The organism is Nostoc sp. TCL26-01 (genome assembly GCF_013393945.1).
Lineage (GTDB): Bacteria > Cyanobacteriota > Cyanobacteriia > Cyanobacteriales > Nostocaceae > Trichormus.
In genome coordinates this window covers 24,286-35,836 of record NZ_CP040303.1, presented here as the reverse complement: position 1 = coordinate 35,836, position 11,551 = coordinate 24,286, and the positions used below count along the sequence as shown (strand labels likewise).

Annotated in this window: 12 protein-coding genes; 3 read left to right on the top strand and 9 right to left on the bottom strand. The window is 39.5% G+C overall.

The annotated features are described in order from the left end of the window. Window positions 1-90: 90 nt before the first annotated feature. The 7 genes from FD725_RS31865 to FD725_RS31835 all read right to left on the bottom strand — a co-directional run bounded on the left by FD725_RS31865 (window position 91) and on the right by FD725_RS31835 (window position 3,454). On the bottom strand, window positions 91-807 hold the full coding sequence (locus FD725_RS31865; protein ID WP_179052168.1) for a hypothetical protein: 717 nt from the start codon (window positions 805-807) through the stop codon (window positions 91-93). Then, window positions 804-1,214 carry a hypothetical protein gene (locus tag FD725_RS31860; protein ID WP_179052167.1) on the bottom strand — a complete coding sequence of 137 codons (411 nt, stop codon included), beginning with the start codon at window positions 1,212-1,214 and terminating at the stop codon, window positions 804-806. The genes FD725_RS31865 and FD725_RS31860 overlap by 4 nt, the downstream gene beginning before the upstream one ends. Further along, entirely contained in the window at window positions 1,211-1,513 is a 303-nt protein-coding gene (locus FD725_RS31855) for a hypothetical protein (protein WP_179052166.1), read from the bottom strand. Before FD725_RS31855 ends, FD725_RS31860 begins: the two co-directional genes overlap by 4 nt. Window positions 1,514-1,598: 85 nt before the next feature. After that, on the bottom strand, window positions 1,599-1,796 hold the full coding sequence (locus FD725_RS31850; protein WP_179052165.1) for a hypothetical protein: 198 nt from the start codon (window positions 1,794-1,796) through the stop codon (window positions 1,599-1,601). Between the two features lie 11 nt (window positions 1,797-1,807). After that, window positions 1,808-2,074, bottom strand: coding sequence for a hypothetical protein (locus FD725_RS31845; protein WP_179052164.1), 267 nt, complete (start codon window positions 2,072-2,074; stop codon window positions 1,808-1,810). Then, window positions 2,071-2,334, bottom strand: coding sequence for a hypothetical protein (locus tag FD725_RS31840; protein WP_256872062.1), 264 nt, complete (start codon window positions 2,332-2,334; stop codon window positions 2,071-2,073). Before FD725_RS31840 ends, FD725_RS31845 begins: the two co-directional genes overlap by 4 nt. Window positions 2,335-2,338: 4 nt before the next feature. Continuing rightward, window positions 2,339-3,454: a ParM/StbA family protein gene (locus tag FD725_RS31835; RefSeq protein WP_179052163.1), complete on the bottom strand. Its 1,116-nt coding sequence runs from the start codon at window positions 3,452-3,454 to the stop codon at window positions 2,339-2,341. A 235-nt stretch (window positions 3,455-3,689) separates the two neighbouring features. Between FD725_RS31835 and FD725_RS31830 the strand changes: the two genes are divergently transcribed. From FD725_RS31830 to FD725_RS31820, 3 genes are all read left to right on the top strand, one after another. Continuing rightward, the gene (locus FD725_RS31830; protein ID WP_179052162.1) at window positions 3,690-3,878 is read left to right on the top strand and encodes a hypothetical protein; all 189 of its coding nucleotides are present in this window, start codon (window positions 3,690-3,692) and stop codon (window positions 3,876-3,878) included. A gap of 93 nt (window positions 3,879-3,971) precedes the next feature. After that, entirely contained in the window at window positions 3,972-4,706 is a 735-nt protein-coding gene (locus FD725_RS31825; RefSeq protein WP_256872061.1) for a hypothetical protein, read from the top strand. 278 nt (window positions 4,707-4,984) lie between these two features. Continuing rightward, entirely contained in the window at window positions 4,985-8,527 is a 3,543-nt protein-coding gene (locus FD725_RS31820) for a PriCT-2 domain-containing protein (protein ID WP_179052160.1), read from the top strand. Window positions 8,528-8,716: 189 nt separating this feature from the next. Here the strand turns inward: FD725_RS31820 and FD725_RS31815 are convergent, their stop codons facing one another. Continuing rightward, entirely contained in the window at window positions 8,717-9,589 is an 873-nt protein-coding gene (locus FD725_RS31815; protein WP_179052159.1) for a hypothetical protein, read from the bottom strand. 14 nt (window positions 9,590-9,603) lie between these two features. Beyond that, window positions 9,604-11,262, bottom strand: a complete 1,659-nt coding sequence (locus FD725_RS31810; RefSeq protein ID WP_179052158.1) for a GUN4 domain-containing protein — start codon at window positions 11,260-11,262, stop codon at window positions 9,604-9,606. Between the last annotated feature and the right edge of the window lie 289 nt (window positions 11,263-11,551).

The window sequence follows — 11,551 nt, the reverse complement described above, 5'->3', positions numbered from 1 at the left end:
AGTTTTTCTCCAACTAAAAACCCTCAATAAGAGGCAGAGGTGCAGGGGAGAGGTTAGTGTCAATCTCCCCTGCTCCGAAAGCTCCAGAGCTTACTTAGTTAGTCGCCAAATTGTGTAACCAATTTCGCCTGCCATCATCGTGGTGAAGTTATAAGCCAAACATCCTAAAATTTGTCCAGGGTCGGTGTAGGCGAATGGGTTACGACCTACAAAAGTTGTGGTTAAGTCGAATATCCAAAAAAACAGTGCGATTGCCCCTCCAGCATGGCGTTCTTTCATGCCTGCCACTTTATAATCACGCCACAGGGCGGTAGTTAGGTCAATGTTTGCAGTTGGTTTACTGCTGAGGGTGTACTGTTTGGATTCCTCAAACTCACTTCTGGCTTGGTCAGGACGCTTACCCCGTAAGCTCCGGGCTTCCATTACTTGAACTAGAGCCGAAATTCCCAATGCCAGCCAGAAAAACAGGTTAAATGGTAGTGTTAGCCAGCCAAACCAACCAATCCAAGTTTTTTCAAACCACGCGAACATCGGGATTCCTTGAAAGAGTGTCTGCCAAATTCCATCAGCACTCAGAAGTGTGCCAAGAAAGAAACCCATTGCACCCAGTATCTTTGTGCCGGATGAACCAGGGGTGACGAACTGGACAAAGATATGGGTAATGAAGGTGACGGGCAGGGCAATGATATCAACAATCCACCCGGCTAAGATTTCTGCGTAATTAGTGACTCTTTTGTTGCTAGTTTTTGGGGAACTTACAGATGTCGAATGTGAATCATTTGGAGGTTTATATTCTGCACTTTTCATGATTTACTCTCCTTTAATGGGGGTGATAAATTGCAGACATTTTTGTAGTGATACTTCCACAGCCAACGCCGTTCTGATATCTGTCCTATACAACGACCAGATGAGTCATAAACGTAAACTTGCTCATCCTCCTGGTAATAGCTGGTATCAGGTCTGGGGTTGCGTTTTGGGTTGTCTAAATAGCCTCTGATTCTGAGTTTCAAACTGGTCGGTAATATGCCAGTTTCATTTAATTTGTCGCTGGTCAATTTGCGTTGTTCGATGCGTGAACGTTCAAGAGATTCTCTGGCTTCTAAGTCCGACACAGCAGAAAAAGTGTAGAACTGCTGAGGCAATTTAATGAACATAGGTGCAGTAATCAAACCCAAGCCCAATAACCCCAGCATGGCCTGTTTTTGATACTTCATTTCTGATGTTTCAATTGGTTGATGATTGCTTCTGCTAGTCCCAAGTGGTCGCCTATTGGCGTGTACTGATACAAATCCTCTTGAAGTTTCTGAATAGTTTGGGCTGATTCTTCTAATAAATATTGCCCTTGTGTAGCGATTTCAGCAGCGATTAAGTTATCAGTTATCGCTTTCAAAAAATGCAGTTTTTCGATGCGATTAATCCCTTCAAGGCCAGAACCATAAGTATCTTGCAACCAGTCTAAATATGTTCCATCTCCAGGTGTTAGAGCGCAGTAGTATCCAAGTGGTTTCGTCATGATTTACAATCCTTTTGTGTCTATGATGCGTAGATGCGAGTGAGGCGATTGCACCGACGACCAATCATTGCAATCGCTCTCCCCATTACTGAAAAAAACCTTCCTTCGATACATCCACAGCACAAGCTGTTGCTTCCCACCCAAGGGTGTTGAGAAATTGCGTAACATCGCCTATGGTGACATCTGCATCAATTTGCAGTGCTAGAAATTGGGGATGCTGTCTGATTTGGGTGAGTAATTGTTGGGTTTGTGCAATCAATTCTGGTAATGGTTGATTACTCATAATTCACCTCATCAAAATATTGATAATTGCAATGATTCTTGAGAGAGTACAGAACTTTTTGTAGTCACTCCTTCAACTTCATAACAGCGAGTAGTTAAAGCTTTATGATTCAGCTTTAAATCTGCTTTCTTTCGTTGTCCTGCTAGTGGTCGAAAGATATATTGTGGTGCTTGTATTGTGCCTGTTTTGTACAGGTATTGATAGAGCGTTCTATCAATCTGATAGACTTTAGAGCGACTTAGTAATGTACTGTCATAAACTCTATTCAAGTTGTTCATGAAGCTACTCCTTTAAACTGACTGACCATAGAGGCTATTCCTGCCTTATTCGGCTGATTTGCTATTGGTGTAGATACCTGATTTTGATTTTTTGGTAATGTTTGTAAATTGACACCACCCTGAAAAATCAGCTTTTCAACTGCTGCTGATAGTGCCTGTGTTGGTGCATCTTGAGGAATACCAAACATTTGGCACAATTCATAAACTGCTAAGTATGAGATGCTTATACGCCGAGATTCATAGGACGTTTTATCAGCCACTTGTTTACACTCCTATTGAGTTTTCTGTTAATAACTTCAGTCCAAACGCATTGATGAATTGGGGATTTGGTAAGACTACAAATCCTAAGCCTGCGAGATTTTGATCCACCACTGGTAAAGCAACACCACCACCCCAAGCCACAAGATATTTAGCTCTATCCAGGTAATTACCAGAGGTGACAAAGTTGGCGAATTTCTCAATTCTTGTAGCCCACCAATCATCAAGACATTGCCTATATTCAGTCTCAAAATTCTTGCCTGTGAGGTGATTTCCTCCGTAAGTTAAAGTCCCTTCTAAAATGCCCTTGTTCACTAAAGAAGGTGAATGTTTGACATCTTTGGATAGCAGACTTACTTTGTCGTTTCTCTTGTCTAATGCTTCTGCGATCATTGAGTGCAACTCACCGCATCCACCTTCAATTAGATAGCGGTCTATGACTGCACCGTTGCCATTGAACACAGTGATTAACCAAGTGGATGAACCGATATCGAGGGCGATAGCGATTTCTGATTCTTCTAGGGCTAGGGTTGGTTCACCGAATAAGCAATGGGCGATGCTTCCAAAGCCTTCGGGATAAATACCTGTGACTACAATCTCAACTGTTTTGGTGATAATTTCTCGATTTACGGGGTGTTTGTGCTGGAAGGTGTGAGTACCTTGGACTCTGCGCTTGATTTCTCCTCCCCAACGTTCTGGGTTGTGGTTACTCAAGCTAATTGAAAGTTTCATGCCATCTGGAATATTCAGAACTGCTAAGTCTGCAAGGATGCTTTCTAATGCCAGTTCTGCTTTTTTGGCTTTATCGTCGTGCAATAAGGTGTGGTCAGGTTGTGCGATCGCCGCAGTTCCCCAAAAAAATTGAACATCTTTCAAGTCTTTGCGTGACCCTTCGACATAACGCACCCAGCACCCATCTTTTGAAATTGTTTCGTGAAGTTGGTTGTTGCGGTTGCGAACTACTGAGTAAGCAGCAGGCATCATGATACAAAAATCACCATAGGTTGCTTTGCCATACCCAGCACCAGGGTCTTTACCTGCAATCAGGGCATTTATCCCAGAATTGGCAAGCAAGTTAGCTTGAACAAGCCAATTTTTGTCATTGGTGTATGTGGTTGTCATGGTTCAGAATTTTTAAAAGTCTTTAATTGTGAGAATTTGAGCCAATTTATTTAAAAATTGACCTAAATCCAGATATCCAACTATTGGCTAGCCATTAATACACTTTCTGGCTTCTATTGCCTTTGTTTTGTGTCGTTTTCTGGCTTATAGTATTATCATAACACTGTATAACACCAGTGACAAGTAAAAGGTTTAGACTGACAATGGGGTTATTCCAACACCAGATAGTGTTACGATGCCCACAGGAACTAGACTAAATATTTATTTCACTGATGAAGATGACTTAGCACTTTATGAATTGATATCTGCTGAAGCAAAAACTGAAAAACGCTCTATGAGTCAAATGGTAAAAATTCTTGCTTCCGAAGCGATCGCAGCAAGACACCCAAAAAAAACCAAATCAAAAAAGCAGGATGAAGATTAGGGCAAAAATTCTCAGTTGAACTTAGCCCAAGTAAAATACATGACCACTGAAAAAAATGAGAGATTAGTCAGTCAGTAACCAAAACAATTTTTGATGCCTCCAATGACTACAGTGAAAGACCCACCTAGCAATTTTCAACTCCCGCCGCACAACGAAGCGGCATTAGAGATGCTTCGGGAGGCGAAAAACTATGAGTCTACTATTGCTCTAGCAGCTGGTGGTGCGGCACTGGCCACAGGTGGCACAGTTCATCCATTAGGCTGGTTACTTTTTGGATTGGCTTACAAACCATTGGTAGCAACTCAAAAACTGGCGAGGCTGGAAAAATTAACCACCTTACTTTTAGATGAGTTTAAAAGCCAAGGAATACAAGTATTTCCGGTGCTGAAGGTAGAGGACAAGAATCCTATCGACTTGTTTGTGAGATTTGAGCGAAAAGTCCATATGTTTATCTCAATTCGCTCAATAGGAGATAAGGAGGTTATCTACAACGAAGCCAGAGAGGTTTTGCAGCTTAAGCGGAAAGACAAGCATGGACTAAAAGTTTGGAATCCCTGCCCACTGCTTGAATTGGCAGATTACGAGAAGTGGTTAAGCAAGAACAGAGACTTGTTTGGGATGTCTTCAAGGGAAGCTACAAAAACACCCTCAGCAAAAGTTTTGGTCTTATGGCCTCCCACCAAGGCGGCTGATGATCATAATTCGCACCTTTATTCTGAAGTTGGAAACATGAAAATTCTGGCTCTTAGAAGAAAAGGCACTGCATTTGTAATTCAACAGGAGGAAGTAACTGAGTTTATCAAGGCTTGGTTAGCCAAGTCTGAATAGTCACATACAGCGAAAACCCCGCGTCCCGGTAGGACAGCGAGGTTTTCAAATGGAATTGGGGTATCTGGTTTTGCGAAGGCCGGATTAATATCCCTAATAGTAATCTTATCAAAGATGATTCGAGTGTTAAGCCATTGTAACACCGTCAATTCAGAGACAAACAGTAGTTCAGGAATTTTATGTAATTTTGGTCTAATTTTTCTGAAAGTTTGTATTAGGAGATTACTGCCAAAGGATAGCTCCAATTCCTCCACCACACATCAAGGAGGAATTGCTCAATGTCACCATTACAACAATTTCATAACTCGCTTCAGCATCAACAATTAACTACTAAACCTGTTGAAGCATTAGAACCAGGACTTGTTAAAGCTAATAAAATCAAGTTCGCATATAACGCCACAGGAAGAAATAAAGACTGGGATTTTAAAAAGCTATCGGCTAACTTCCGAGATACAGAAGGCACTCTAGAAGATGTTCAGGCACACATCAAAGCAGGTCACGCCATCTGTGCTGGCTTATTGGGTGGTAAATGGCGCAGTAAGGCCAATGTTATAGGTTCTCAGTGGCTACTACTTGACATCGATAATTCTGATATCGCCCGTGATGCAGAGGGCAAGCCAATAAAAGATGAAAATGGCAATTACATCAAAGTTTATAAGCACCAATTAACTATTGAAGAAGCTCTAGCCCATCCCTTCATCCAAAAGCACTGTGCTTTAATTTATACTACTGCTAGTCATAAACCGGAGTGGCATAAATTCCGGCTAATTTTCCTTCTACCCCAATATGTTGAGGGTGCTGACACTGTAGAAGCTTGTACACGCTCTCTGATGCAGCAGTTACCCCATGACCCTGCGTGTAAAGATGCCAGCCGGGTTTTCTACGGGAACACTGAAGCAGAATTTCTCCTGGTCAATCCCGAAGCTACTTTACCAGATGAGTGGGTCACTGAAGCAATTGCGATCGCGCTTCAGGAAAGGGAAGAATATCAGCAGCGCATCCAAGAAATTGAGTCACGCCGTCAACAGTTTCGTGAGATTTCCGACACCGAAGGCTGGGACATTGACCAACTAATCCAACAAGCACTCTCACTCATCCCACCACGCATAATAGGCAGTGGTAATTACGACGAATGCCGCCAAGTGCTGATGGCACTGGTCAATCACTACGGGCCAACGGATGCCGAAATCATTGCTGAAAAGTGGTCGCCCAGCATTAAGGGTACAACCTGGAACATTCGCGCCAAAATTCGCAGCTTCCGACGTGCGGGGATCAGCATTGGGACACTGTTTCACATCGCCAAACAGTACGGCTTTAAATTCCCACAACGGCAATACGAACCGTATCAACGTGACCAAGGGCTGATTAGCAGTGAGCAGTGGGAACTAGGACAAGTCCGAGAAGACTTGACCAACTTCCAAAATTTATTAAAGCAGGCACTTGCACCTTTTGAGCCAATCTTTAAAGGTTTTGGTAAATCACAATCAACACCGCCCCAGCCAAAACCTAATACAACAGCCTCTACACCCAAGGTTATTATTTACAAACCGGGCAATATCCCCCTAAAAACCGAGGTCACAAAAGATATTAGAATCCAGTGCCAGCCTGAAGAACATATCAGAGCTTGGCTAGAAGCTGTCTCCAAAGGCTGGAAACACATTTTAGATAATTCCCACCCAGGACTAGGCAAATCTTACAATGCTGGACAACTGACAGCTGCCCAATTTGGCGTTGATAAACTCTTTTACCAGGATGCCAACCACAGAAACCCATCTACACTGCCCATCGAGGCTAATTTCGTTGACCTACCAGTACGAAATAACGGCTTTAAACTTGACCCTACCCGCCAAACTCCTTTAGGTGAGGACTTCCAACTCTGGACTAAACCAGGTGAAACTGCCGATACTGTGGGCAATTGTCACAGAACTTATTTATTCAACGCATTTCGTAACAAGAATTTTACCAGTTTAGATTTTGAAGAAAGCGAAACCAGCCCTATCTGTAATGGCTGTACCCTAAAAAATCAGTGTCGTTTTTCTACTGGTGACGGCTATGGCTTCCGCTTCCAAAAACGCACAGCTATTCACGCCTTAAGAGAACTCAGGGCGCACCCTGATTCTACCCCTACTGATTTAGTCAATGTTGCTGACCAAGCTTTGACTGTGGGTCGCATTTGGGAAGAAGCCGGCACACTGATTAAACCCGTGCGTTCTCTTCAGGTCAATCTCGCTGATTTTCAAAAAACTCTTGGCCAATTGTTACTACTAGAACCATCACTGCTAGTTCAACTACAGCCTGTTATTCAAGCTTTACACCCTCTGTTCACCCAAGATATTGAGTCTCCTGACCGCTACGGCTTTAATGATGCCAGTGTCCGGGCTATACTACCGCCATTCCCCACAGATTTAGATATTGAGGCTGTACGGCAAGCTTTACAACCTGATTTAAAATTCCTAGAAGACCTAGACACTATCGATGTTAACAACGACAAGCAACTCAAAAAAAGTGCCGCCGCTCGTTATGCTGCTAAACGTGTGACTAGGGACAGCGCACGTAATGCTGGTAAGGAATTTTTAGATTTGCCCTTGTACTGGCTACCTGATTTCCTGGAAGCCTGGAAAGGTAACGGTGCTTTTAGCTGTTCTTGGGGTGTGTTGAGCATTTATCTGAGAAATCCCAAGCATATTGATTTGGTCAACTCTGCCCAATTTAATATTTTTCTCGATGCTACACTCTCCAAGAGTTTGTTGAAATTAAAACTCGGTAGTTCTGACCCGGTTTTAGTGATTGAGCAACAACGCCCAGACTACGGCAATTTATCTGTAATTAATGTCACTGGTCTAGGTAAACTGCCCAAGTATCGCTCTCCTTCCTTAATAGCCCGTGTCAATGCCCTCAAGGAAGCTTTGACCAAACTGCATTCGCAATTAGGCATTATTGATTGGAAAGCGATCGCTGACACTGCCACTGACCGCCGAGAATATGGTCACTTTGTTGATGGTCGCGGTGTTAACCGATTTAGTGAGGCTGACGCGATCGCCAGCTTTGGCATTCCGTATCAAAATATTGGTGTTTTGGCAGCAGAATATCAGGCCGTGACAGGGCAACCAGTCAACCTGGGCGACGAAAACAGCACTTTCCAAAGGTATGTCACCGAACTGCTACAAGCCGAAATTATCCAAGAAATTGGGCGATTACGTTCTCACCGTCGCCCCACCGAACAGCTGACCTTTTATTTCTGTGCTGACTATGACCTGAGTTTCCTAGCTGACCAACTGCCCAATGTGAAGTTACAAAGCATTGATGCCTGCCAATTATGCCCGGAAGCTGGTACTGCTTCTCAGCAAACCGGACACGCCATTGTCAACGCTTTTACCCAACTGTGGCAGTCAAAGCAGAAATTTACCCAAACTGCGATCGCTTCCCTTGCTGATATCTCCCAAGCCTGGGTGAGCCGATTTACCAAGATTTGGGGCGGTTGGGCTAAGTTTAGAAAATTATTACTCCTGCTATTAGATAGTCTTCATAGCGGTAGTAATAAAAACGTGATGGATTTAACTGACGATGAAATGTGGTTCGCCAGTGAATACTTCCCAATGTTGTGCCAACAGTCGGAATCACCACCAGAAAACCTGTTAAATGACATAGCCCAAGTTGCTACAACCATTGGTAATCGGTCAATGCAGCGAGTTTTGGACTTTTGTACCCCTCAAGTTAGGGTTAATCTGCTGATGATTGTGCTGAACTGTTTGCCCATTGATGTTTACGAGTGTGAATATATTCTTCCAGTTGTCGCCCCGGTGCAATCAGCTGTAACTTGACACTAGCTGTATAAAATTTATTCGCTTTTAATTTTTCCTGTACTAATTACTAGTAAAGGATGTTTACCATAATGATTTTGTATTTAATCATTCACTGAGTCTCTCTTTCAATTAACGAGCTTACTGTGATTGCGTAGCAGAATTATACCAATATTATTCTGCTATCCGACCAATTTGATTCTTTACTTATCAAAAATCTGGTGCGACAAAACCAAGCCCGACTATTCGCTCAACACTGTTTAAAACAGTGTGTTTAAATCCCCGAATAGGATATTTTGAATCCAATGTTAGTTCTTCTGAATATGAACCAGATGTTACTAATAAGCAATCACTTTTTATTGACAAAGCTTGTTTCTTGCCGTCTTCAATTAAAAACAAACCTGGAGATGTTTCACCTAAATTAAACGAAAAGAAACTTTTATCAATATGGGGTATTGTAGGTTCAGTTATATGAATATTTAAATTATCAATATCTGTAAAGCAGTTTGGCTTGTGATATTTAACAAATCGCACAGAACCATTATTTTTTTTCTCAAATAGTTTTTTCAAACTTCCTGGTTGATTATTATATCCTCTTTCAAGTGCATCTATAAGAATAAAGGAAAGCTTATAAATCATGTGATATATATCTTCTGTCCCTTTAAGAAAATTTTTAATTTTTTTAGGAAGACCTTTATTTCTTGACCATTCCCAAAGTAAAGGCAGGGATAACATTGATTCTATTGGTTGATCTGGATAATCTATGTTTTCATCTACATCAGATACTTCAGGAAAAAAAACGAGACTATATCCTCCATCATCTACTGTTGGAGCATCCATATACAGTTTTAGAAAAGGGTGTTCTGAAAGAACATCAGTAAAAAGAGTAATATATCTTTCCAAAAACATATTTGGATGGTATATATCGTCATTTAATTCACGTTTTACTTTCAAATAAAAAAAACCAAAATTATGTAATCTATAAATTAAACTATCAATAAATTCTTGTTGTTCATATGTCTCCCCTTGTAGATAAGATTGGAGATCGATTACTTCATTTACTTCATTAAAAGCACCATTCATAAAATAATTTTTATTTAAAGTTGAATTTTACATTTATGCAATTTATCAGGCATTGGAGAGTATTCATAATGTGTATAAGTCATTCCAGTAGTAGTTGTACTTGATGATCGATACCCCCAATAGCCAAAGAATTTGTTGTTATAGTAAGAACTATTATTTAATTCCCCATGTTTATCATAGTCACCAACTAATTTCCCTATGGGTAAAAATCCAAGTTTTAAAAATGATGAAAAATCTAAATTTTCGTAAGATAACCAGTGTCCTGAACGTCTCCAGCCAACTTGATCTCCAAAAATGCTTAATTTTTCTTGTGAGGGATCTACTATTTTTAAATTATCCCATATTGATTTTTGTACAGAAAATCCAAATCTGTTATTTGAGTAGTGTTTCCACAAAGTATCAATGATATTCAAATCTTCACAAGGTATCTCGTATATTCGTGAACTCGTAATGTAACCAGATTCTTGAGATTTTGCTAAAATTAGCATGATACGAAAAGTTTCTTGATCTGCTTCTTTCCATTTCCCTTCATATAATAATGTATCTAATCTGCTGTAATTTATGTTTCTTTTTGAAGGTAAACTAGAAATAACCAAGTTAATTTGAGGAATTCTGATAAGATTTAAATTCCCTAAATCTGGTAATGGTGTTTGATCAATTTGACAGTTGGCTAAATTATTTAAAATAACAGGAGCTTGTTCATTTAAGAATTTTTTGATAATATTTATATTCTGTCTAAATTTCATTTCTTCGTTAAAACTCTTGAAATAAAGTCTAGCATTCTCTAATTTTTTTTCACTTTCTTTTACGAAATTGAATAATTTTTCTATCTCTGCTTTTTTTAAATTAAATTTTTTTATAAAGGGATCTGTATCAAAAAAAATGATATTATTTGCTACAATCAATGAGTCTTTATATTTGTTAAAAATAACTTTAATAGGGCTATAAGCACTTGTATCATATCCATCTATTTTCTTAACATATTCTATTACAGAATTAATATCTGTAATGTCTATTTCTGTACTAATGTTAAGTCCTCGTTGTATAATTTCTAATTTTAAATTATTTTGACTTTTACGTAAAACTTTTTTGCGCTCTTCCGTAACACTTCCAGATAAACTATTGTTTAGTTCAACTTCTAAAATAGAACTAATATCATTGATTTCACTTTGGCTATCACCAGTTATTTCAAAAATAGCATTAAAGTAACAGCCGTGTACAAATCCATAAACATATTCATCACCTGCCTTGCGATAAAAATCTTCATCCCCTTTAGGTTGTTGTAGAATCTGTATAGCTTCTGAACTCAATTTTGGGTTTATTATTGTATGATGCGACTTTTCTACAAGAGCAGTAACTAATAAGTAAGTTGAATTTTTTTTATGAGTTAATTCATTAAGACTATTCAATTTTGCTCCAATTTTAATAGATAAATCTAACAAGAAATTGGATACGTTAGGAGACGTTTGTGCTGCAAAATTAGCATCTTGGGTAATTTGTTCTTGAAGTTCATTACTATTTTTTCCTTTATATATTTTTTTGTAAAAAAAAGGCCTCATTTCTTCTTGTATACCAGCATATTCAACATATTGTGGACGTTGTTGAGAAAGTAAATATACGTATCCTTGTCCAAGAAAATAGTTTTGTTCTTCTAGATAATTACGGGTATACATAATAAATAAACCTAACAAAAACTACTGATTTTTTAAAAAAATTGTACTAAAACTTTGATGAGATTTTTAAACTCCATGTTAAATAATAGCTCCTCATTATATTTTCCAACGTCTTGCGTAAAGTGGAATCTATGCTAATGATTGATTCTGTCCACTCTTGTACTTTTGTCAACATTTATCCGATAATACGTCTTGCTTCTTTAGACTCTTTTATAAATTTATTTGCTTCTCCCAGGTATAGTTGAAATTCATCCATAACTAGCTCTTGTGAGGAAATTTAAGTTTTTCT

Bases quoted from the DNA above. Each gene is read 5' to 3' on its own strand.
- FD725_RS31830 (WP_179052162.1), top strand. From the start codon at position 3,690: ATGCCCACAGGAACTAGACTAAATATTTATTTCACTGATGAAGATGAC.
- FD725_RS31855 (WP_179052166.1), bottom strand. From the start codon at position 1,513: ATGACGAAACCACTTGGATACTACTGCGCTCTAACACCTGGAGATGGA.
- FD725_RS31825 (WP_256872061.1), top strand. From the start codon at position 3,972: ATGCCTCCAATGACTACAGTGAAAGACCCACCTAGCAATTTTCAACTC.
- FD725_RS31865 (WP_179052168.1), bottom strand. From the start codon at position 807: ATGAAAAGTGCAGAATATAAACCTCCAAATGATTCACATTCGACATCT.
- FD725_RS31820 (WP_179052160.1), top strand. From the start codon at position 4,985: ATGTCACCATTACAACAATTTCATAACTCGCTTCAGCATCAACAATTA.
- FD725_RS31835 (WP_179052163.1), bottom strand. From the start codon at position 3,454: ATGACAACCACATACACCAATGACAAAAATTGGCTTGTTCAAGCTAAC.
- FD725_RS31850 (WP_179052165.1), bottom strand. From the start codon at position 1,796: ATGAGTAATCAACCATTACCAGAATTGATTGCACAAACCCAACAATTA.
- FD725_RS31810 (WP_179052158.1), bottom strand. From the start codon at position 11,262: ATGTATACCCGTAATTATCTAGAAGAACAAAACTATTTTCTTGGACAA.
- FD725_RS31860 (WP_179052167.1), bottom strand. From the start codon at position 1,214: ATGAAGTATCAAAAACAGGCCATGCTGGGGTTATTGGGCTTGGGTTTG.
- FD725_RS31815 (WP_179052159.1), bottom strand. From the start codon at position 9,589: ATGAATGGTGCTTTTAATGAAGTAAATGAAGTAATCGATCTCCAATCT.
- FD725_RS31845 (WP_179052164.1), bottom strand. From the start codon at position 2,074: ATGAACAACTTGAATAGAGTTTATGACAGTACATTACTAAGTCGCTCT.